22 protein-coding genes are annotated in these 20,969 nt (G+C 45.9%); 10 read left to right on the plus strand and 12 right to left on the minus strand.

Features of this window, described 5'->3' with window-relative positions; genetic code table 11:
- Nucleotides 1-44: 44 nt before the first annotated feature.
- The 3 genes from J7W08_RS10510 to J7W08_RS10520 are packed head-to-tail and all read left to right on the plus strand — an operon-like array spanning nucleotide 45 to nucleotide 3,201.
- A complete protein-coding gene (locus J7W08_RS10510; protein ID WP_233084406.1) occupies nucleotides 45-2,498 on the plus strand; it encodes a U32 family peptidase in 2,454 nt (817 codons plus the stop codon).
- Nucleotides 2,495-2,911 carry a TIR domain-containing protein gene (locus J7W08_RS10515; RefSeq protein WP_233084407.1) on the plus strand — a complete coding sequence of 139 codons (417 nt, stop codon included), beginning with the start codon at nucleotides 2,495-2,497 and terminating at the stop codon, nucleotides 2,909-2,911. Before J7W08_RS10510 ends, J7W08_RS10515 begins: the two co-directional genes overlap by 4 nt.
- A gap of 44 nt (nucleotides 2,912-2,955) precedes the next feature.
- Nucleotides 2,956-3,201, plus strand: a complete 246-nt coding sequence (locus J7W08_RS10520; RefSeq protein WP_135610410.1) for a pro-sigmaK processing inhibitor BofA family protein — start codon at nucleotides 2,956-2,958, stop codon at nucleotides 3,199-3,201.
- Here J7W08_RS10520 and J7W08_RS10525 read toward each other — a convergent pair.
- The 4 genes from J7W08_RS10525 to J7W08_RS10540 form a co-directional block, all read right to left on the minus strand.
- A complete protein-coding gene (locus tag J7W08_RS10525) occupies nucleotides 3,175-3,840 on the minus strand; it encodes a class I SAM-dependent methyltransferase (RefSeq protein ID WP_233084408.1) in 666 nt (221 codons plus the stop codon). The genes J7W08_RS10520 and J7W08_RS10525 overlap by 27 nt on opposite strands.
- A gap of 4 nt (nucleotides 3,841-3,844) precedes the next feature.
- Nucleotides 3,845-5,437, minus strand: coding sequence for a lysine--tRNA ligase (lysS, locus tag J7W08_RS10530; protein WP_233084409.1), 1,593 nt, complete (start codon nucleotides 5,435-5,437; stop codon nucleotides 3,845-3,847).
- Between the two features lie 237 nt (nucleotides 5,438-5,674).
- Nucleotides 5,675-6,727 (minus strand): decarboxylase, encoded by a 1,053-nt coding sequence (locus J7W08_RS10535; RefSeq protein ID WP_233084410.1) that lies wholly within the window; start codon nucleotides 6,725-6,727, stop codon nucleotides 5,675-5,677.
- Nucleotides 6,724-7,701, minus strand: coding sequence for a deoxyhypusine synthase family protein (locus J7W08_RS10540; RefSeq protein ID WP_233084411.1), 978 nt, complete (start codon nucleotides 7,699-7,701; stop codon nucleotides 6,724-6,726). Before J7W08_RS10540 ends, J7W08_RS10535 begins: the two co-directional genes overlap by 4 nt.
- Before the next feature lie 118 nt (nucleotides 7,702-7,819).
- Here J7W08_RS10540 and J7W08_RS10545 point away from each other — a divergent pair, with 118 nt between their 5' ends.
- The 4 genes from J7W08_RS10545 to J7W08_RS10560 all read left to right on the plus strand — a co-directional run bounded on the left by J7W08_RS10545 (nucleotide 7,820) and on the right by J7W08_RS10560 (nucleotide 11,408).
- Nucleotides 7,820-8,362, plus strand: coding sequence for a pyruvoyl-dependent arginine decarboxylase (locus tag J7W08_RS10545; RefSeq protein ID WP_233084412.1), 543 nt, complete (start codon nucleotides 7,820-7,822; stop codon nucleotides 8,360-8,362).
- A gap of 110 nt (nucleotides 8,363-8,472) precedes the next feature.
- A complete protein-coding gene (locus J7W08_RS10550) occupies nucleotides 8,473-9,153 on the plus strand; it encodes a metal-dependent transcriptional regulator (protein ID WP_233084413.1) in 681 nt (226 codons plus the stop codon).
- On the plus strand, nucleotides 9,140-11,110 hold the full coding sequence (gene feoB / locus J7W08_RS10555) for a ferrous iron transport protein B (RefSeq protein WP_310742492.1): 1,971 nt from the start codon (nucleotides 9,140-9,142) through the stop codon (nucleotides 11,108-11,110). The genes J7W08_RS10550 and feoB overlap by 14 nt, the downstream gene beginning before the upstream one ends.
- Before the next feature lie 76 nt (nucleotides 11,111-11,186).
- Complete coding sequence (locus tag J7W08_RS10560; protein ID WP_135603694.1) at nucleotides 11,187-11,408, plus strand: hypothetical protein; 222 nt, start codon at nucleotides 11,187-11,189, stop codon at nucleotides 11,406-11,408.
- A 19-nt stretch (nucleotides 11,409-11,427) separates the two neighbouring features.
- Here J7W08_RS10560 and J7W08_RS10565 read toward each other — a convergent pair whose 3' ends face one another.
- The 7 genes from J7W08_RS10565 to J7W08_RS10595 all read right to left on the minus strand — a co-directional run bounded on the left by J7W08_RS10565 (nucleotide 11,428) and on the right by J7W08_RS10595 (nucleotide 16,574).
- On the minus strand, nucleotides 11,428-12,213 hold the full coding sequence (locus J7W08_RS10565) for a C15orf41 family protein (RefSeq protein ID WP_233084414.1): 786 nt from the start codon (nucleotides 12,211-12,213) through the stop codon (nucleotides 11,428-11,430).
- A complete protein-coding gene (locus tag J7W08_RS10570; RefSeq protein WP_233084415.1) occupies nucleotides 12,206-12,850 on the minus strand; it encodes an endonuclease III domain-containing protein in 645 nt (214 codons plus the stop codon). Before J7W08_RS10570 ends, J7W08_RS10565 begins: the two co-directional genes overlap by 8 nt.
- Before the next feature lie 137 nt (nucleotides 12,851-12,987).
- On the minus strand, nucleotides 12,988-13,449 hold the full coding sequence (locus J7W08_RS10575; RefSeq protein WP_233084416.1) for a hypothetical protein: 462 nt from the start codon (nucleotides 13,447-13,449) through the stop codon (nucleotides 12,988-12,990).
- Between the two features lie 53 nt (nucleotides 13,450-13,502).
- A complete protein-coding gene (locus J7W08_RS10580) occupies nucleotides 13,503-14,351 on the minus strand; it encodes a ribose-phosphate diphosphokinase (protein WP_048193450.1) in 849 nt (282 codons plus the stop codon).
- A gap of 87 nt (nucleotides 14,352-14,438) precedes the next feature.
- Nucleotides 14,439-14,918, minus strand: a complete 480-nt coding sequence (gene moaC / locus J7W08_RS10585) for a cyclic pyranopterin monophosphate synthase MoaC (protein ID WP_233084417.1) — start codon at nucleotides 14,916-14,918, stop codon at nucleotides 14,439-14,441.
- A 17-nt stretch (nucleotides 14,919-14,935) separates the two neighbouring features.
- The gene (locus J7W08_RS10590) at nucleotides 14,936-15,115 is read right to left on the minus strand and encodes a hypothetical protein (protein ID WP_048193452.1); all 180 of its coding nucleotides are present in this window, start codon (nucleotides 15,113-15,115) and stop codon (nucleotides 14,936-14,938) included.
- A gap of 13 nt (nucleotides 15,116-15,128) precedes the next feature.
- On the minus strand, nucleotides 15,129-16,574 hold the full coding sequence (locus tag J7W08_RS10595; protein ID WP_233084418.1) for an NAD(P)H-hydrate dehydratase: 1,446 nt from the start codon (nucleotides 16,572-16,574) through the stop codon (nucleotides 15,129-15,131).
- Between the two features lie 197 nt (nucleotides 16,575-16,771).
- Between J7W08_RS10595 and J7W08_RS10600 the strand changes: the two genes are divergently transcribed.
- Genes J7W08_RS10600 through J7W08_RS10610 form a run of 3 tightly spaced genes read left to right on the plus strand, consistent with a single transcriptional unit; the run spans nucleotide 16,772 to nucleotide 20,363 of the window.
- Complete coding sequence (locus J7W08_RS10600) at nucleotides 16,772-18,220, plus strand: DHH family phosphoesterase (protein ID WP_233084419.1); 1,449 nt, start codon at nucleotides 16,772-16,774, stop codon at nucleotides 18,218-18,220.
- A 31-nt stretch (nucleotides 18,221-18,251) separates the two neighbouring features.
- Nucleotides 18,252-19,022, plus strand: a complete 771-nt coding sequence (locus J7W08_RS10605; RefSeq protein ID WP_233084420.1) for a YkgJ family cysteine cluster protein — start codon at nucleotides 18,252-18,254, stop codon at nucleotides 19,020-19,022.
- A gap of 54 nt (nucleotides 19,023-19,076) precedes the next feature.
- Nucleotides 19,077-20,363 carry a 3-isopropylmalate dehydratase large subunit gene (locus tag J7W08_RS10610; RefSeq protein ID WP_201770290.1) on the plus strand — a complete coding sequence of 429 codons (1,287 nt, stop codon included), beginning with the start codon at nucleotides 19,077-19,079 and terminating at the stop codon, nucleotides 20,361-20,363.
- 187 nt (nucleotides 20,364-20,550) lie between these two features.
- Here the strand turns inward: J7W08_RS10610 and J7W08_RS10615 are convergent, their stop codons facing one another.
- Nucleotides 20,551-20,955, minus strand: a complete 405-nt coding sequence (locus J7W08_RS10615) for a CBS domain-containing protein (protein WP_048193457.1) — start codon at nucleotides 20,953-20,955, stop codon at nucleotides 20,551-20,553.
- Nucleotides 20,956-20,969 lie beyond the last annotated feature (14 nt).

The raw sequence follows: 20,969 nt of genomic DNA on the forward strand, positions 1-20,969 counted from the left end.
TGATAGCAATTATATAGGTCACTATTATTGGAACTTCATCAGACATGACTGCTAATACAATGATTAAAAAACCTGAACTTCTGGCTCCTGCAGGCAACTGGGAATCCTTCATAGCTGCTGTGGAAAACGGCGCAGATGCTGTCTATCTTGGTGCGAAGACCCTGGGTGCAAGGGCTTATGCCGGCAATTTCACCCTTGAAGAGATACAGGAAGCTATCGATATTGCACATCTTCGCGGTGTCAGAGTCTTTGTTACGGTAAATACTTTGGTCAAGGATGAGGAGATCGGAAGAGCTGCAAAAATGCTGTGTTCTCTGAGCGAATACGGTGCAGATGCTGTCATTGTCCAGGATATCGGGTTGCTTTCTCTTGCAAAAGAGGTCGTTCCCGAACTTCCGATACATGCAAGCACCCAGATGACCATTCATAATAGTGAAGGTGTACGTTTTCTTGAGGATCTCGGTGTCAAAAGGGTTGTGCTTGCAAGGGAAATGTCCCTTGAAGAGATCAAGGCAGTAAAGCAGGCTAGCAACATCGAGATCGAAACCTTTGTTCATGGAGCACTTTGCATCTCCTATTCAGGCCAATGTCTTCTTAGCAGTATGATCGGAGGCAGGAGCGGTAATCGTGGGCATTGTGCCCAGCCCTGCAGGAAGATGTACGAACTGGAAAAGGACGGTGAGCTGATCGATACCGATGGGCCTTATCTATTGAGTCCCAAAGATCTTAACACAACAGAAATGGTGCCACATCTGATCGAAGCAGGTGTGGATTCCTTCAAGATAGAAGGCAGGATGAAAAGGCCTGAATATGTGGCAGGTGTCGTGAGCACATACAGGCGTTTGATCGATCGCTACATGGCTGATCCGGATTCGTATTTTGTATCTCCGGAGGAGTCCCTTGTACTTGAACAGCTTTTCAACAGGGAATTCACTGACGTTTATCTTGAAGGTACATCAAGGACAGGTATGATGAGCCGCGAGCAACCATATAATCGCGGTGTGGTCGCAGGTACTGTTGTGGGCTATAACGGCGATGACAGGAGGATCATAGTAGAGCTTTCCACAGAACTGGAATTGGGCGACGGTATCGGTGCTGAAGGGTTGGAAAATGCAGGTGAGAATATCACCCGCATTGTCCTGGACGGCAAAGAAGTTGATTCCGCTACAGAAGGCGATGTCGTTGAGATCCCGTTCTTTGAACAGGTTCGTTCCGGGAGTTTTATCTACAGGACCATGGACCGGTCCTTAATGGACTCACTGAAAAAGACATTCATATCTCCAAAGCCGATTCGAAAAGTGCCTGTGAAGCTCCGGTCAGAGGTCGCTGCAGGTTCAGTATTGCAGCTGGAAATGGTGGATGCTGATGGCAATGCGGTGTCTGTGGATTCTGATTATGTCGTTGAGGTCGCCCAGAAGAAACCGACAACCCAGGAGCAGGTCATCCAGCAGTTCTCAAAACTGGGTAATTCTGTTTTTGAGCCGGTAGGTATGGATGTGACTGTTACTGGAGATGTATTCATCCCCATAAGGGCACTTAACGATATCAGGAACATGGCAGTTTCCCAGCTGGAAGCTGCAAGGATAGAAAAAGGGCGACGTAACCCCAAAGGAAGCTGTAATACTCCTGATGTTGTCTGTGAGGAAGTGCATCCGTATAAGGCCCTGCTGGTTGTAAGTGTAGATGATTCCAGGAGACTTGAGGGTGCTATTGATGGCGGAGCAGATGTAATCTATATCGGAGGGGAAGTTTTCAGGGGTCGCGAACCTCTGGACATGAAGGAAGCCTTCGAGAAGTGCAGAAGTGAGGGTCGGAAGATCTATGTGAACACCCCGAAGATCGTATCGGATGAAGATATGGGGCATGTGCAGGAAACACTCAAATTTGCAAAGGAGCTTGGTTTTGATGGTGCAGTGGTCTCTAACTACGGTACATTCAGGCTTGCAAAAGAAGCAGGTATGAATGTGGTCGCTGATAGTCCAATGAATGTGTTCAATATAAATTCATATGCATCCATAAAGCAGCTTGGTGCAGATTCGGTGGTATTGTCCCCGGAAATGTCATTGTCCCAGGTAGAGGATGTCGCACAATGTGGCTCTGTGGAGTGCATTGTTCACGGAAGGCAGGAGGTCATGGAATCACGTTACTGTATGCTCGGTGACCTGTTCAGTACAGGGGCTGGCTGTTCCTGTCCGTGCGAGGATGGGGAGTTCGAGCTCTACGATGAGAAGGAGTATTGTTTCCCGCTTCTCATGGACAACGACTGCAGGATGCATGTGCTGAACTCAAAAGAGCTGTGCATGATCGAGAGCATTGGCAAACTTGTCAAGGCAGGTGTAGCAGCGGTGAGGATCGAGGCAAGGACCATGGATGCTTCGAAGGTGAAAAAGGTCACACAACGATATCGTGTTGCTCTGGATGGTAAGAAGAAGGCTGGCAAATGCAAGGACATTACTGATGGCTATACTTCAGGCCATTACATGAGGGGAGTTCTATGAAGATCTTCCTTTCTGGTTCCATTCGTGGGGGAAGGCAGATGCTTCCCACATACCAGTTCATTTGCGGGTATCTTCGCAATAACGGTCATGAGGTCTTGAGCTGGCATGTAGCTCACGATGGGGTCGAGGCGACGGAGTCACTCATGAGCGAGAGCCAGATCTACGAACGTGACATGGGTTTTCTAAGGACAAGTGAATGCATGATCGCAGAGGTCAGCCTCGCTTCCACAGGCGTTGGTTATGAGGTATGTTCCGCTATCAACAAGGCTATTCCTATTCTCTGTGTCCATAAACCGGATTCTAACGTCTCTGCCATGATACTGGGGAATACCAATTGCAACGTTACTGTGAAAGAGTATTCTGGTAATGAGGACCTCGAAGTTATCCTTCGTGAATTCCTTTCATCTTTTTGAAGTAACTGTTAAATATCGTTGACATCTATTTTCAATAGATAAACATGGTAATGGAAATTATAGTAGTACTGGTGGCTATCATAATAGCTCTTCTTCTGTACAAGGTGCTGAAGACTGTCAAGAACATGGTAGTGAACACCGTATTGGGTGTGATTCTCCTTCTGATCGCCAACTTTGCACTGGGTCTAAACATTGCTTTTTCATGGGTTGTGATACTGGTCTGTGCATTCACAGGAGTGATCGGAGCAGTTCTGATAGTGCTTTTAGCATATCTCGGTATCTTCTTCTGATACCAGCTGGATAGTTCCGTTGACCATATGGCGGGTGTGTGACTCGCCCTTGAACTTTTTTTCCGTAATTACATCATTGATGTCCAGCATCCCGAAGTCCCGGAATAGGTGCTCAACTTCTTCTTTTGTAAAATAGTGGTAGATTATCCCACTCTGGCGTACAAATGTGTGGGGTTCAATGGCATCTCCTCCATATCGCATATCCTTTATCCCGAATACTTCCAGGAAGATGGTACCTCCAGGTTTCAATACTCGCTTGAATTCTGATACTGCCTTTTCACGCTCATTTTCCAGGAGGTGCTGTAATACTCCGAAACAAACGACTCCCTCAAAGCTGTTGTCTGCAAAAGGAAGGTCTGTTATTGAGGATACTGCATGGTGTGCTTCACGTTCACGTTTTGCAAGATATTCCCTTGAAGCTTTTAGTGCTGTGGGAGATACATCGATGCCTGTGCAATCGTAAAAATTAGATAAGGGGAGAAGGTGGCGACCTTTCCCCGAGCCTGCATCAAGGATACGGCATCCGTCAGGGATGCGGGAGCGGATCGGTTCGATCGGTGCTGCTCCGCCCCATCTGACATGGGCATATTCCCTGTCCCATGCTGAAAAATGAGAGGTGGATGCCGGTCCTTGTGTCATGCTCTTATGGTCTGTATGTTGATGCTTCACTGAAGCGTTTTGCAAGGAAGTCCTGGTCGATTGAAGACAGGAACCATCCTGCTTTTGGTCCTGACTGCTGGCCAAGCACTGAGGTGTAGATTGCCTTGAACATCTCCTTAGGATTGATCTCCAGCTCATCTTCGGCTACGCCAAGCTTTTCAACGATCTTAAGGTGGAGGTCAGACCCTGCTTCCTTTGAGGAATAGACAAGGTTGTGATAATCCTCACCTGTAAGTTCGCCGCTGGCTTCAATGATCTCAGATAATGCTCCGAGGAATGCCTGCTGCACATCAGTGAGCGTTGCGGTCTGCTCAGGAAGTTCATCCTTTACGCTGAACTTTGCGAATGGTGGTGCATACATCTCAAGCCAGTTGGAGACATTGTTTGTCAGTTCCCTGATACATTTCTCGTTGGTTGTATCGTATCCTGCACGTTCCACGATCTTCATGATCTTCTCAAAGTCACCATGTGCTACCTGGGAGATGGTGGTCATGTGCTTGAACGGGATATCCGTGTGGCAGATACCCTTTGCATGGGAGAGCTCCAGCACACGTTTGTCGAGACCTTCCAGATCATCCTTGGCATTGAGACGCTCGTACTCGTCCACAAGTGTGAGCAGTGGTTGTGCGGGGTCGAACTTGATGTGTTTTTCAGGTTTTGTGCGCATGATAAGATAGCGCAGTACCTCAGGCGGTACGACCTTGAGCATATCGGAAATTGAGACGACTACACCGGTGGATGATGACATTGCACCTTTCTGTCCCAGCATGATCCACTCATAGACGATTGGTTGTGGTGGCTCGTGGTCGAATATCTCGCGAACGATTCTCTTTCCTGTGTCATAGGAACCGCCTCTGGAAGCATGGTCCTTTCCGAATGGTTCGACTGTAACATTCATCATCTTCCATTTTGCAGGCCAGTCCACACGCCAGGTAAGCTTTCCGCCTCCTGCCATTGGTACTGTTCCCTTGTGACCACATGAACAATCATATTCAACTGTCTCTGCATCCGCATCGAATCCGGTGACTATGGCTGTGTTGATCTTTCCACATTCCTGGCAGATCGGGTTGAACGGGCTCCACTCAGGCAGAACATCCTTTCCTGATACTTCCTTGAGGATCTTTGCGATATCATCTCTCTTGATAAGTGCTGTCTTGATGGCCTCGACGAACCTGCCGCTCTTGTAAAGCTGGTCTGCACGGTAAACCTCCGGGTAGATGCCGAGCTTTTCAAGGCCTTCAAGGAAAGGCTTGAGGAAGTGCTCTGCATAGTTGTCACATTCACCGCAGGGACATGGGATCTCGGAAATTGGTTTTCCGACATGTTCTGCATAGCTTTCCGGAAGGAAAGGATAGACCTTTCGAAGCGGGTCGAAGTTGTCAGCCATGTAGATGAATTCGGCCTCAGCGCCTTTTTCCACAAGCGTCCTGTATGCTGCATCTGCGGTAACGACCTCTCTCATGTTTCCGATATGTATGTGGCCGGAGGGGGTGATCCCTGTGGATATCTTATGCTTTTTCCCATTTTCCAGGGCTTCGTCAGCAACGACCTCTGCCCAGTGTTTGATCTCTGCCATTGATTATCACCATGTGTATTATCTGATCAGTATAAGTGTTGAAATCTCATGATCTATCTTTGGATCTGAGGAATATCTGCATGTTCTCTTTTATATATAACATGTTTCCTTTTGCCGAAGATCTTGCTGTCACGATGCAGCAACCTGATGTAAAAAAGGATAGTAGACCACCGCAGTGGTCACAATTGTATTCGTAGATGATCGGTTTGAACAATTAAGGTTCTGAAAAGCTGTTCCTCATTCTATTATTTCTGTAGGGATCTCTTCCAGGTCGCAGAAGTTCGAAGTAAAATTGTAAGCTCCTGCATTGATGAACACGATCTCATCACCGATCTTCGGTTCGTCCTTAAGGTACACACGGTACCTGAACAGGTCCATTGAGCATGGCGTACTGCCCTTGATGACGTAAGGTTTGCCGGCATTGTTTCCAACTTCGCCTTCAACTCTCAGTTTCACAGGTACGAGGATCGCATCCATGTCACTGTTGTAGACGGAAGCGTTCACAATGATGTTGTTGTCATAGACGCCTGTGATATAGGTGATGAGCTTCCCGGCAGGTGCTGAAATGAACCTTCCCGGCTCTATCATAAGCTGAATCTCTTTCTCATGAAGCCATTCCCGAAGCTCGGTAAGACGCCTGAAAATTCCTCCGATGACATCGACGTTGGTATTGGCATATTCTGATGGCAGGCCTCCTCCGATGTTGAGGATGTCGATGGCCTCAAGCGTTTCTTCTGACAGCACATCCTCGATGTCCTGCTGGATCTTCCACTCGTTGACGTTCTGTGTCTTCCTGTGGAAATGTACTCCAAGCTGTTCGATGTGGGGATCGTCCTTGAGCTGTGCCACCCTTTCGTTGATGACATCGGATGTCATTCCGAAAACGAAATACCTCTCGGTCCTCAGGGAATGCTCCTTGAGCTTCAGGCGGAGCAGAAGTGTGATCTTCCAGTCGGTGGGCTCGATGGTCGAGAGCAGGACGTCCAGGTCGAACTCATTGTCAACTGCAAAGGAGCGAATGCCTCTCTCATAGAGGTCTTCTACGATCTCGGAGGTCCAGCCCTGTGCAAGGAAAAGTACCCTTGACATGTCCTTTAAGTGCTTGAGTTCGTTGATCATGTGCACGCTAAGGAACCCGTCGGTGTTCTCCTCGATCATCGGGCTGACCCTTGGGTTTGTCTTAGAGCTGAAGGCGGGGATGTCCACGACTTCCCGGACCTTTTTGTATTGCTCAAGGACTACTTTTTTTGATAATGTGAATTTTGGTGATGGGACGGTCGGGCTGCTCATGTGTTCGCTCCTCTGTCCTCATTGTTCCTTTTCAGGCTTTCCAGCAGACCGTCCTCTGCAAGCTCATCAAGTGCATGTATCATGGCAAGCGGGAATGTGATGCTCACGTCTCCAATGACCGTGGCGACATCGCTCTCGTCCTTGACCTTCCCCCATGACTTCGCTTCGTTGGTGTTGGCACCGGACATGCTTCCCGAGGTGCGGTGAGCAGTTGTCATATATACTGCGTATTCGGCACCTCCGTTGAGGAGTGTGCTCAGGATGGCATGGTGTTTTGATATGGATCCGCCCAGTGCGATGACACCTTTGCGGTCATCGAAGCTGCTTGCGAACAATATGTTACCGAAGTCCTTGACAACATCTACCATGAAATCAGGATGGTCCTGCTGGAACAGGTATAAGTGGAAACCGAATGCACCGTCGGTGATGGCCGGGCAGAATATCGGTACGTCGTTCTTTGCTGCCTGGTAAAGGATGGAATTCTCGTCATCGAGCATCAGTCCGATCTCACGCAGCATCTCGGAAACCGCCCAGTGCTTTTGTTTTTCGTAAAGTTTCTTGAGGATCCTCTCGATGAGGCTCTCGAAGTTCATGTAGCTCTCATTTTTGATAAGCAGGTTTCCCACACGGTTAATGCCTTTTTCGTGCAGTTCCACATCATCTGTTTGGAACGATCCAATCTGGAAATCCTCTCCGGTGGCCTTCATTATGTCCTCTTCAAGACCGCCGACAGTGGTAACGATCACATCGGCAATTCCCAGTTCGATAAGCTGGGCAAAGAACCCTCTCAGGCCTGAGGTGACCATGTTCGAGGTAAATGTCAGGAATACCTTTGCAGAATCCTTTTTCATCTTAACTATTACTTCGGATGCCCGCTGGAGCTCAACGCTCTGGAATCCGATGTGTTCGTAGGAATCGACAAGCTCTGACACTCGCATATCCTGTTTCCATTTTAGGTCCTTCACTTTTACCATTAAAGATCACCGTTAAGTATGGGGGTGATGGAATCCCGAAATCATATATAAATGTTGGTCTGCTTTCTTGCAGTCTGTCTATCGAAACATATTTATCTTTCTCTTTAATAGGCTCTCTATGATCCCGAAAAAAGCGTTTGTGGTAAAAGGTACCGGTGTCCATAAGGACAAGCTGGCTTCATTTGAGCTTGCATTAAGGGACGGTGGGATCGAGAAGTTCAATCTTGTAACGGTTTCGAGCATACTGCCTCCAAACTGTGATGTTGTTTTAAAAGATGAAGGTCTTGCTGATCTCAAGCCCGGTCAGATCGTTTACTGCGTCATGGCAAAAAACCAGACGGATGAACCAAGACGTCAGATCGCAGCAGCCATCGGGAATGCTGTTCCTGTCAAGAGCAAAGATTACGGTTACATTTCCGAGCATCATTCTTTTGGAGAGGATGAGAGGACCGCAGGAATCTATGCCGAAGACCTAGCAGCAACCATGCTTGCTACAACATTGGGAGTTGAGTTCGATGCAGACTCTGCATGGGAAGAGCGCGAGCAGGTCTATAAGGCAAGTGGTCACATATTTGATACCACTCACTATTGCCAGTGTGCCCAGGGGGATGAAAATGGCTTGTGGACTACTGTTGTTGTTGCAATGGTATTTGTGATATGATGGGGTATGGGATGGTTGTAAAATCCGAATGATTTTCGGCATGCCGAACCAAAATTTATATATCCAAATCATGGATTATAGCCACTCATTACATTATTGTGTGAACGAAAATGACTGCAGATCGCATTGAAGAATATCTTGAAACGATACTCTCACTTAGTAATAACGGCGAACTTTCTGTTAAGAATAAAGATATAGCTGATGAGCTTGGCGTATCGCAGGCCGCAGTTTCCGAAATGGTGCAAAAGCTTACCGATGAAGGAGTAGTTGATCACCAGCCATATCATGGTGTCCGGCTGACCAATGCCGGTCTGTTGCAGGCGAAAAAATTAAAGCGAAAGCATCATGTGATCGAGAAGTTCCTTTCGGATGTCCTGGAGATCGATCCAGAGGTCTCACATAACGAGTCATGTGGCCTTGAACATGCAGTATCTGACATTGTTGTAGAAAGCATGTGCAGGTTCATGGGAAGTAATAACATTGACTGCAATCCCGTTGATGAGGATGAATGCTGCCTTTTCAAAGAGAACTATGTTGCATTGTCCGATCTCAAGGAAGGCGACAGTGGTACAGTGGTCATGATGACCTTACCTGATTCTTCCAAAGAACGTCTGACATGCCTTGGGCTCATAACCGGGGAAAGTGTGGACGTCAAGCGTAAGCAGAAGCAGGGCTCGACCTCTATCCTGACACGTGGAACAGAGATAGCTCTTGGAAATGAGATCGCCAAGAAGATCTTTGTACGTCTGGGTTCAAGAAAGAGGTATCCACGCGGAAGTGGTAGAAATTAAATCCGGTTCTGAGACTGTTACTGAAAGTTCTATTTCTTCCAAATATGATGTTACCATGGCCTTTGTGGGCAATCCGAGCGTGGGTAAAAGTGCCTTCTTTTCACGCCTTACAGGCATTGGTGTGGTCGTTGCGAATTATCCGGGAACCACGGTGGAACTTACACATGGAAGTATCAATGCAGGTTCCAAGAAAGTGGACGTTGTGGATCTGCCTGGAATATACTCCCTGGGAGCTTCCACGGAAGATGAGAAGGTCTCAAAAAGGTATCTTTTGAGGGAATATCCTGATGTTATCATCAATGTGGTAGATGCTACCCGGCTTGAAAGGAATCTCTACCTTACATTACAGCTTTTGGAACTGGATATCCCAATGGTAGTGGCTTTAAACCAGATGGATTCCGCAAAAGAGATGGGTATCGAGATCGACGTTGAGAAGCTTTCAGATTATCTGGGAGTTCCTGTGATCCCAACAGTTGCTACCAAAGGCCTTGGACTTGATGATGTTGTTCTTTCAGCTCTTGAAGAGGACCTTTCAACTGGGAAAAGACGCAGGGTACATTATGACAATCACATCCTTCGTGCCATTGAAAAACTGGATACAGATTTCCCTGAGATCGGTTATGGGATCAAGGTCAGGGCGCTTGAAAGGGATGAAGAGTTCGTTAAACTGAGTTGCCGTCCCCATGATGGCGACCTTTTGCTTGCTACTTCCGGATCTATTACAGAAGATATCGAAAAAGCTCATGGGATGCAGATATCGGATACCATTGCACGCGATCTGTATGGAGAATCAGGATACATTGTTGATCGGGTTACGACGCAGGTCGAGCACAAGATCACGTTCAAGGAAAAGATCGATTCTATCCTGACCTCTGAGTATGTGGGGATAACCGGTCTTATCATTGCTATTTTAGTTACGTTCTTTGTTGTTTTTACACTGGGTGGTTTCCTTGAGGAGGGGATCGTGTCCCTGTTCGAAACCTACCTTATCTTCCCTGTTGAGGAGATGCTTACAGGTTCATCTCCTATTTTCAGGAACGTTATTATCTATTCCCTTCTGGGAATTGAGGCCGGGTTTGCCATCGCAATTCCGTATATTGCAGTGTTCTACATCATCCTCTCATTGTTCGAGGATTCGGGATACCTTACAAGAGCTTCCTTCCTTCTGGATAACTGGACCCACAAGGTGGGTCTTCATGGCAGGGCTGTCATTCCATTGATCCTTGGCTTAGGATGCAATGTGCCTGCGATCATGTCCACAAGGGCTCTTAATACCATGCGTGAGAGAAGGATTGCATCGGTACTGATAGCACTGACGCCATGCTCTGCAAGGACCGTGATCATTCTGGGACTTGTAGGAACGTTTGTAGGGTACTGGGCAGCAATTTCAATATATGTACTCGAACTTGTGATAATCTTCGGTACTGGCTGGGTCCTTGGCAAAGGGCTTTCAGGTGAAAAGACCGGCTTGATAATGGAGATGGCACCATTGCGCAGACCTGACCAGAGGGCTACTTTGCAGAAGACATGGTTGCGTGTACGAGAGTTCGTTTATGTGGCGTTCCCATTGCTGGTGGCAGGCAGTGCACTGCTTGGACTGCTTGATGCGGTAGGTGTACTTGACATATTCCAGAATGCGGTCGAGCCTGTATCTGTGGGCGTATTTGGATTGCCTGCATTTGCAGCAACTGCTCTTATCTTTGGTATACTCCGAAAGGAAATGGCATTGCAAATACTGGCGGTGCTTGCTGGTACTGCAAACTTTGCACAGGTGCTGACCCCGCTGCAGATGTACTCCTTCGCGGTCATAACAACGATCTACATTCCATGTGTTGCAACCATTGCAATACTAAAACATGAACTTGGCTGGAAAGATACCGGTGTTATCGCAATGTTCACTATTTCCCTGGCACTGCTGGCAGGTTTCCTGATAAATATGGCAGGTATGATGCTTTGAAAGGATGTTTTTGTAAAAATATCCTCAATTTCCTATTTCGGCAGATATTAATAGTACCTAAACAAAGTTTACTATAATGACCCGTATTACAGCTACACCACAAAAGAACTCTATAAGTGCTCTGATCGATATCTTTGAAATGAGCAATATGCGCGAACCTTTCCTTGATGAGGTAGGTAGCATGCTTGAGGTGATGGGCACCCATGGTTCAATTACAGAAGGAGCTGTGGCTTATGAAGATGAAGAGATCTACCATGTTCACACAATGAGCATCATGGCACCTCTGAAGAAAAAATGAGTTTTGAAAATAATATGGCTTAAATGCTCGAATTTAAGAGTTCTTCAATGTCCATATTGATCTCAGGGGTAGAATCCCTGTAAAAACTGTGGTCACGTATGATATTCCCATCCATTGTGATGCTATCAAGGTGGCCATACCAATATATTACCATTCCTGTACCATAATCCCTTTCGTAGTACTGGAACTGTTTTTTAAGATAATGGGCATGTTCTCTTTCATCCCCGAACATTGCTTTGCTCTCGATCCAAAGAATTTCCACATCATCAACGTAGATTGGCTCATCCAGCAGGAAATCCGGGGTCTTTTGCATTCCCATTTCCCTCAGGTCCTCTTCAGTGCTGAAACCAAGTTCCTTGTAGTTAAGCCATTTTTCAATAATTTCTTCTCCCATTTGGCCCCGGATAGACTGGGCTTTATGTGCTTCAGGGGAAAAGAAATGGTCCTCATTTATCGCTTCGCTTATCTCTCTTGCCAGGCGCTTATCTTCAAGTGAATCGAGATGTTTCAGGACATACTTCTTAGAGTAACCAAGCTCCTTGATGATCACTGAAGCCATGAGGGTAGCCGGAACTTCGTTGTCCTTTGCCAGTACAATGATGCTTATGCCTTTGTTCCATAAGTAGAGATAGTTCCTGCTCTTGCTCTGGAGATTGTGCATCTTCCTCTTGACCTTAGATACTATCTTTTGATTGAGTATTGCAGCAATAACTCCTGCAGGCTCATTGAACTTCATCGCCAGATCATCGATGTTTTCCGGTCCATTCACATTTTCATATATCTGGAGATATGTTCGTTTATCCATTCTTTACCTCTTTGTCTTTGAAGGTATGCAAGAGAACACAATCATCACATTGTTTCTTTCCACAGTAGTTCTTGGCATATTCTACTATCAAAGCATGGTATTCCTTGTATAGTGTTACATCTGATGGAAGTTCTGTCTCGAACAGCTTTTGAAGTTGCATATAGTTGCCTTCGATCCCGATACATTTCATGATGCGGGTGGTGTAGGCATCTATAACGAACTTCGGCTTATCTGCAGCATAGAGGACAATACTATCTGCCGTTTCGTTTCCCACACCGTTCAGGGAAAGCATAAGTTCTCTCAGTTCATCCGTGGGTAACTGGAATATGTTAGCCATTCCTTCTGTAGCAAAGAACTCTGCAATGTCTTTCAGGCGTTTTGCCTTCTGGCGATAGAAACCACAGCATCGAACAAGCTCTTCAATATGTTCCACATCTGTATTTGCCAGTTTCTCAGGCTCTATGAGGTCGGAACTTTTGAGAGCATCTATTGCTTTCTCAACATTTGTCCATTTTGTCTGTTGTGTCAGTATTGTTCCGATAACAACCTCAAAAGGCGTGTCAGCCGGCCACCATTGAAGATGCCCGATCATCCCGAGAAGTGTCTCGTAGATGTCACTGACCAGTTCGTTTTGCATCTGGCTTAAAAGATGTTTTCTTATTATATAATATGGGCGTTTGGTTATAAAAATGTTAAAAAGTAGAAAGAAGCTGAGAGTAAAATAAAATATTTACTTCTCTGCTATACGATGTGAGTTAAAGTTATTCGCAAACTTCAATTCCAGAATTCCTTCTCATAATCTTCAGGAAGGTCATCAAGATTCATCATTTTGTCAAGTTTGCTTTTTTCTGCATGATCTTCCTTTTCAGAAATATCATTTACTCCCTCATCTGCCTGTTCTGCCACGACGTTTTCATGTGAGTGGATAACCGTTGTGTGTTCGGTTTCCATCACAATTTCTTCCTCGATCACAGGTTTGAAAGGGATCGTTTCTTCCATTTCAGTTCTGACAACTGGCTGTACAGGTTCCCTTTCATATTTCCTTTCCGGGAATGGTTCCGGTTTATATCCAAGGCGCATGCGGGTTTCTTCGGCATAGGTGTCGGACACGATGTCTGAATGGTTGCCTTGTTTGTGAGTTGAACTGTATCCGATGGTGCAGTTCTCCTCGCCTGTCCTCCAATCCACATGGAATAGGTGGCAGTTCTTTCCCTTGCATTCTAATTCGTTGTCCAATGGGCATATTTCGGGTAACACCATGTAAAAACCACTCCGGGTCTGTTGTCTTTTTATAATTTCTTCAGGAAATCTGCAATAAGAGGTGCAACACTGATGTGACTTTGTGCTTTTTCCAGCGTGTCGGTCGCAATGACCTCATGTACGCCTGCATTGTAAAGTCTCAGGACACCGTTTTTGGTGAGCACCGGGTGTACGCATGCAATGTACACGTCCTTTGCACCCTGGCTACGTAGCAGTTTGATTGATTCTGCCATGGTCCCGCCGGTTGCGATCATATCATCGATCAGTATTACATCTCTGCCTGTAACATCGATGTTCTTTGTCTTGATGGTAACCGTATCTCCGGAAAGTCTTGTCTTCTCAAGATAGTCGTACTCGATGCCAACATCTTCGGATGCACTTTCTGCAAGTGCAATAGCACCAGCATCAGGGGAAACGATCAAGGGGTTTTCCAGATTAAGTGACCTGATGTAGTTACCCAGAAGGTGGGATGCATCAAGATCGAAAGAATCGGCACTGAAATGTTCAAGTACGCTCTTTTCGTGAATATTTACGGTGATGACCCTGTCCGCTTTGATGGTGCGGGCAATGGCACGTGCACTGATGGCTTCTCCGGATTTGAATATCCTGTCCTGTCTGGCGTAGCCCATGTAGGGTATTACCACAGTGATGGTAGGTGCATCTTCGCATGCATCTATCAACTGCAACAGGGAAATAAGGTCAGAATCAGTGGGCGTGCTCTGGATGATCGTGACATCATCAGTTATGTCTTCAAGTACTCTTGTGTAAACCTCTCCATCAGGGAAACGGTTGAACTCACAAAGTGACGGTTCCATATTTAGTTCTCTTGCAACCCGTGATGCGAGCAACTGTGATGCAGGTCCTGCTATGATTTTCAAAGAATGTGCCTCTCCAGTATAATTTTATTGATAGTGATAAAGTGGTATTAACAATAATTCCCCTTTATTACATTGAACCATTAAAAGTCATTGGTTTGTCAGTTGTTCCTTGACCTTCTTGACAACATGTATGTCTTTGATAGCAGTAGAAGGATAGTTCCCTGTATCATCCTTTTCAGCGGATTTGACCATATCCCATATCGTAAGAAGTGCTATGGAGACTCCGGTGAGAGCTTCCATTTCAACTCCGGTCTTTCCTACAGACCTGACCTCAACATTAGCTGTAACGTCCGAATCTCCAATCTCAAATTCCACATCAACTGATGTGATGGGTATCTGATGGCACATGGGTATCATTTCAGGTACTCTCTTTACCGCTAATATAGCAGCAGTCCTTGCAGTTGCAAGGACATTTCCCTTTTCAACGGTTCCACTTCTGATACTTTCGATGGTCGGGTCCGTAAGACTGATTCTTCCGGAAGCCGTTGCATACCTGCTCACAATGTCCTTGTTACTGATGTCGACCATGTATGCACGGTCATCCTTTATATGGCTAAATTCCTGCATCTGATACTTCTCTCCACTTAGTCGATACGCACCTGTTTTCTCTGGTCATAATCTTCGACAGCATCTCCCACCTTTGTGAGTAGATCCTTTGCCTCAGCGATGGAAAGTTTCACTATTTCCTCGTCCTCTCCATGGCTGACAACTATGCGTACCCTGTTCCTTTCAATATCTACTGTTATATTTCTGCTTTTATCCATTTTACCACTCCCTTTATTTCATAACATCTGTAATCCTGTCTATAATATCAGTAGCAATCAGTCCATTACCCTTTTCTTCAAATGCGAGGTCTCCTGCTGCACCATTAATAAAAGCTGCACAACATGCTGCTTCCATTGGAGAACTTATCGCAAAGAGCGCCCCTGTAATTCCTGCGAGCACATCGCCAGTGCCACCGACCGTCATTCCTGCATTACCGGTATTGTTGATGGCAACCCTTTCTCCGTTGCTGATGGTGTCTTCCTTACCTTTAAGAAGTACGGTCAGCCCATTCTCTTTGGAAAATGCCTGCACATCATCTGGCCCGTTACCTCCAAGTGATCTGAATTCCCCGGCATGCGGCGTGATGATCATTGTTGTATCTTCGGGAACGGGCAGTTCGATGCCGTAAAGTCCATCAGCATCCACAACCACTTTCTTACAGAAAGGTATTATCTTTGAGATCGCTGCTTTTGTCCTGTCTGCTCTTCCAAGACCCATTCCAATGACCACTACATCATGTGATGTTATCAGTTCGGCTATCTTTTCAACATCCTCTTCACAAAGGATATCTGATGAAAGTTGTCTTACTATTATATTAGGGGAATATGATGCAATAGTTTCTGCAACACTGGCAGGAGCAGCTACGGTGACAATATCAGCACCTATTCGCAACGCTGCCATGGCTGCAAGTGCCGGTGCACCGGAATAAGGTCCGCCTCCAACGATAAGTATCCTGCCGGAATTGCCTTTGTGGCTATCTGCACGGCGCCTTTGAAGGACTTTCAGGTCCCCTGCTCCGACGCATTTTTCTGCATCTTCACATACTCCGATATTTACGACTTTAACCTCGGAAGTATATTCGCCGGCAAGGGATGTCGTAAGTCCTGTCTTCATTTCATGAAAAGTGAGGGTAATATCTGCGATCACTGCTTTGTCAATCTCTCCTCCATCGGGGTCAAAGCCTGATGGTACATCAACTGCGATCACCGGTTTACCTGATCCGTTGATCAGATCGATGATGGTGGATTCTGTTTCTCTCAGTTTTCCGCTGATCCCGGTTCCAAGCAGTGCATCTACAATAATATCGGAATCATCGATCCATCCTGTATTCTGAAGTTGTGATGCATCTGTGAGTTCAAGGGTCCCTTTAATACTGCAGTGTTTGAGGATATTGAAGTTATGTCTTGCATCATCTGTCCTTATGTGGCTTGACTGTCCTGCAAGTACGACATAAACCATTATTTTCGGATCTGATGCCAGATGTCTCGCAGCAACGAACGCATCTCCTCCGTTGTTCCCCCTGCCTGCAATGAAGAGGACCTTTCCGCTCCCGATCCGCTCCTTTACTTCGCGTGCAATGGCAGCTCCTGCATTTTCCATAAGTTGCAGTCCTTTGAGCCCAAGATATTCACAGTTGGCATCGATTGCCTGCATTCGCGAAGATGTTATCGACCTCATGTTCCTCTATTATTCTTTAGTTTGCATTGTATTTAGATGTATCAATAATGTTACTGATCTTGGATGATGTCCGGAATAAGTTCGATGTTGTTCCCGATGACCTTTTATTCCTGTACATTTTTTCACCGAAAGAACCTTAATACTGGATAAAGAATTATAGCTTACAAGGAGGTATAACAATACCCGCTTTAAAAGAAATGGATGCCCCGGTCAAGAAATGGTTGAATCCAACATATCTGATACTTGGAAGTGGAAGTATCGGTTTTGCTGTTGCAAAGGAGCTTCGTGAGCTCGATAAAGACCTTATAATTATTGACAGGGACACACAAAAGGTAGAAACACTGCGTGAAGAGGCATATGAGGCCTTCGCAGGTGATATTTCAGATCCTGATATTTTTCAGCATGTAAATCCAAAGGAACTTTCCGGAATACTTGTTCTGAGTTCTGATAATGATGCCAATAAAAAGGCACTTGAAAACATAGCCAGTCTGGAACTGGATGATACTTACTGCGTTGCCAGGGCATCTGATGTCATAAGTATGCAGGAGATGGACGGACTTGGTGCAGATCTTGTTGTAATGCCTTCAAGACTGGTTGCAAGATCGGTCGCAAGGTCTCTGGGTCGTGCAGAATCCCTGCGCCGTGGAAACAAATTGTCCCAGTGGTTCAAAGGAATTTCCGGCAAAGACCTTGCTATTGTAGTTCATGATAATCCTGATCCGGATGCAATTGCCAGTGCTCTTGCACTGCAAAAGATCGCGGATTCATTTGATGTGAGATCATCTATTCTGTACCATGGTGAGATAGGCCATCAGGAGAACAAAGCATTCGTAAACCTCCTTGGTATTGACCTTAACAGGATGGAAGAACACAATATCTCTGAATTTGATGATATTGCAATGGTGGATTGCGCTGTGCCTGGTGCTAATAACATGCTCTCTTCGGGTACGCATCTTGGCATCGTCCTTGACCACCACCCTCTGGGGGAGATTGAGATCGATGCTGATTTTGTGGATATTCGCCCCAACGTAGGAGCATCCGCCACAATACTTACCAAGTATCTCCAGGAGCTTAATATCGAAATTGAAAGTGAGCTTGCAACGGCTCTGCTTTATGGTATCAGGACTGATACACTGGATTTCAGGAGAAACACGGATTCAGCAGACCTGTCTGCAGCAGCATTCCTTTATCCTCTGGCTGACCATGAGATACTGGACCAGCTTGAACGGCCATCCATGTCTCTTGAGACACTTGATATCCTTGGTGAAGCCATTATTAACAGGCAGGTGATCGGCAGTTATCTCCTGACCAATGTTGGTGTAGTTCGTGACCGTGATACACTTCCGCAGGCATCTGATTATCTGCTTAATCTTGAAGGGGTTTCAACATCCATTGTTTTCGGGGTTTCCGAAGACCGGATCTTCCTTTCAGGCAGAAGCAATGATATCAGGGTCAACCTCGGTGAAGTGCTCAGGAAGGCCTTCGGAGAGGAAGCCGCAGGAGGTCATTCAAATGCTGCAGGAGCCCAGATCCCGCTTGGAGTGTTCAGCGATATAAAGGATCGTCAAACACTTCTGAGGCTTGTCAACGAAGCAGTTGTTAAGAAATTCCTCAATGCGATAGGTGTTGACGAGACTGTAGAATAAATCTTCTGATACTTAATACGAATAACAGACCATGTTCTCTAATTACCGGCAGTCTTTGATCAAAGGCCTTCAGGAAGAGCTTGAAGCTGCCGGCTCTATTTTAATTGAAGATATTGCATCACAGATACGTGAGATCGGTTTCTCATGTCGGATGTGTGGAAGCTGTTGTAAAAGATCAGGCGGTGACAACCGTGTTTTTCTTACATCTGCGGATAGGGAAATGCTGGAAGGGTGTTCGACATGTCCTAAAGATGCTGCTATTCCAATGCTTCCGGATGGGATGGATATGTACTCTTCATCTTCCGTTCGTGAACATCTTCATGAGTTCGAGCTCGATTCGAAAGGACGGCTGAACACTTTTGGCTGGATGCTTAAAAGGAAGGAGTCGGGAGACTGTCTTTTTCTTGGAAATGATGGGGGGGTCAGTGGTGAAGATGACCTGTGCAATGATGACTTTTGCGAAGGTAACGTTCACAACCGATGCAGTATTTATGCTAACAGGTCGATGCTTTGCAGGACCTATCCTTTCTATATCAACAATGGGGAGTTAAATACCTCTGAGTGTGAGGGATTGGGAGATGATATCTCTTATGAGGATTCCATTATTCTTGCAAGGGATCTGGTCGAGAGGTATGTTACAGAAATAAAAGATACGACCCTTCTCTATGAAAATTTTGAGGAAATACATACCTCTCCTGGCTCGCTTGATATTTTCAATAATATCCTTTCAGGTGGGGATCTCAGCTTTGTTGTTCATGATTGTACTGGAATGTCCATCTTTTCACTTAAATTATATGAGTGACCATGTTCATCGATTGTTTTATTTATAAGATATGCCTTAATTGGACTGATTACCATGGCCAATAGTAATGATCATCCAATGACGATCTCAGAGAAGATCTTCTCCAAAGCTTCAGGAAAACCGGTGAAAGCAGGAGAGTTTGTACTTGCGAACATCGATCGTGCAATGACTCACGACATCACAGGACCACTCGCAGTAGAGGGTTTCTACGACATCATGCGTGACAAGGAAGAGAAAAAGGTCTGGGACCCAAGCAAGATCGTGATCGTTTTTGACCATCAGGTCCCTGCTGATTCTCTCCATGCATCTGCAAACCACATTATGCTCCGAAAATTTGCAAAGGAGCAGGACATACTGAACTATGACGTTTATGAAGGTGTCTGCCATCAGGTCATGCCTGAGATGGGGCATGTAAGGCCCGGTGATCTTATCGTGGGCTCTGACTCACACACATGTGCATATGGTTCCCTTGGTGCTTTCTCTACCGGTGTCGGATCGACCGATATGGCAGCAGTTTTCGCATCCGGAAAGCTCTGGTTCAAGGTTCCTGACACGATCAGGTTCGAGGTTAACGGAAAGCTTCCAAAAAATGTCTATTCCAAGGATCTCATCCTGCACCTGATCGGCGATGTCGGTGCAGAGGGCGCCAGGTACATGGCAGCTGAATATGCCGGTTCCGCCATCGAGGATCTTTCGATCTCAGAACGTATGACAGTTTCCAATATGGCAATTGAAATGGGTGGAAAAGCAGGTATCATCGAACCGGACAAGGTAACAGAGGCATACCTCCAGGAGCGTATTCCTGATTACAAGCTGGATCCATACTGGAAATCCGATGATGAAGCAGAATATGCAGAGTTCCATGACTACGATGTATCTGATCTTGAACCACAGGTCGCATGTCCTCACAATGTTGACAATGTGAAGCCGGTAACCGAAGTTGAAGGTACTAAGCTTGACCAGATCTTTGTTGGTTCCTGTACCAACGGTCGCTTTGAGGATATCAAGATCGTGGCTGAGATGATGGGTGATGAACCAGTCGCAAAAGGCGTACGTCTGCTTATCATTCCTGCATCAAGGACAGAATACATGAAGGTACTGCGTGCAGGATACGTAGAACAGTTCATGGAAGCTGGTGCAATGGTCGAGTCCCCATGCTGTGGTCCATGTATGGGCGGGTCCTTTGGTCTGCTCGGTGATGGCGAGGTCGGTCTGGCAACATCCAACCGTAACTTCAAGGGACGTGAAGGTAGTCCGGAATCATTCGTATATCTTAGTTCACCTGCAACCGCTGCAGCATCTGCACTTACAGGCGAGATAACTGATCCAAGAAAGATCTGAGAGTTACCTCTCAGTTCTCTTTTTTTATTTGGTGACCAAAACAGATATATCTGAATATTGATTACTGAGTCAAGACGTTGGATTATAAACCAACATGATTCCGTCATATTTTGTAGGATTACAAGCCAACGTCACATTGCTTCTTATCCTTAGAATCATTATCTTCTTAAAAAAGAAAGCTGATCCGTTATTTCTGGAACAGCTGTTTGATTATGTCTCTTGCACTGAGTATTCCTATCGGTCGGTAGGAAGCACCTACGGTCTCTTCGGACATGACGATCAGGCGGTGTACTTTTTTATCAACCATCAGGTCTGCAGCATCATGAACGGTGGAGGATGGGCTTATCGTTTCTACTGAGTCGGACATAATGTCTTCAACTGAAGATATCTCCCAGTTCTTGTCCTTCATTTTGCGTAGGATATCTACATCAGATATGACGCCAAAGGTTTCACCGTTCTCTTCTATAGCCACTATGGCAGAGACATTATTGTCTGCCATTGTCCTGGCTATTTCAACAGCATTTGATTCCATCGGTACCGTTACTACTCCTCTTGTCATAACGTCTTTGACCTGCATGTTTTCTGCTATCAATTTCCTTCCTCCTT

The sequence above is a fragment of the Methanococcoides orientis genome, from assembly GCF_021184045.1.
GTDB lineage: Archaea > Halobacteriota > Methanosarcinia > Methanosarcinales > Methanosarcinaceae > Methanococcoides > Methanococcoides orientis.

Coding starts and splice junctions, on each gene's coding strand:
- J7W08_RS10520 (WP_135610410.1), top strand. CDS start 2,956: ATGGTAATGGAAATTATAGTAGTACTGGTGGCTATCATAATAGCTCTT.
- J7W08_RS10535 (WP_233084410.1), bottom strand. CDS start 6,727: ATGAGCAGCCCGACCGTCCCATCACCAAAATTCACATTATCAAAAAAA.
- J7W08_RS10610 (WP_201770290.1), top strand. CDS start 19,077: ATGGCCAATAGTAATGATCATCCAATGACGATCTCAGAGAAGATCTTC.
- J7W08_RS10525 (WP_233084408.1), bottom strand. CDS start 3,840: ATGACACAAGGACCGGCATCCACCTCTCATTTTTCAGCATGGGACAGG.
- J7W08_RS10560 (WP_135603694.1), top strand. CDS start 11,187: ATGACCCGTATTACAGCTACACCACAAAAGAACTCTATAAGTGCTCTG.
- J7W08_RS10565 (WP_233084414.1), bottom strand. CDS start 12,213: ATGGATAAACGAACATATCTCCAGATATATGAAAATGTGAATGGACCG.
- J7W08_RS10510 (WP_233084406.1), top strand. CDS start 45: ATGACTGCTAATACAATGATTAAAAAACCTGAACTTCTGGCTCCTGCA.
- J7W08_RS10595 (WP_233084418.1), bottom strand. CDS start 16,574: ATGAGGTCGATAACATCTTCGCGAATGCAGGCAATCGATGCCAACTGT.
- J7W08_RS10570 (WP_233084415.1), bottom strand. CDS start 12,850: ATGCAAAACGAACTGGTCAGTGACATCTACGAGACACTTCTCGGGATG.
- J7W08_RS10600 (WP_233084419.1), top strand. CDS start 16,772: ATGGATGCCCCGGTCAAGAAATGGTTGAATCCAACATATCTGATACTT.
- J7W08_RS10540 (WP_233084411.1), bottom strand. CDS start 7,701: ATGGTAAAAGTGAAGGACCTAAAATGGAAACAGGATATGCGAGTGTCA.
- J7W08_RS10515 (WP_233084407.1), top strand. CDS start 2,495: ATGAAGATCTTCCTTTCTGGTTCCATTCGTGGGGGAAGGCAGATGCTT.
- lysS (WP_233084409.1), bottom strand. CDS start 5,437: ATGGCAGAGATCAAACACTGGGCAGAGGTCGTTGCTGACGAAGCCCTG.
- J7W08_RS10545 (WP_233084412.1), top strand. CDS start 7,820: ATGATCCCGAAAAAAGCGTTTGTGGTAAAAGGTACCGGTGTCCATAAG.
- moaC (WP_233084417.1), bottom strand. CDS start 14,918: ATGCAGGAATTTAGCCATATAAAGGATGACCGTGCATACATGGTCGAC.
- J7W08_RS10605 (WP_233084420.1), top strand. CDS start 18,252: ATGTTCTCTAATTACCGGCAGTCTTTGATCAAAGGCCTTCAGGAAGAG.
- J7W08_RS10550 (WP_233084413.1), top strand. CDS start 8,473: ATGACTGCAGATCGCATTGAAGAATATCTTGAAACGATACTCTCACTT.
- J7W08_RS10590 (WP_048193452.1), bottom strand. CDS start 15,115: ATGGATAAAAGCAGAAATATAACAGTAGATATTGAAAGGAACAGGGTA.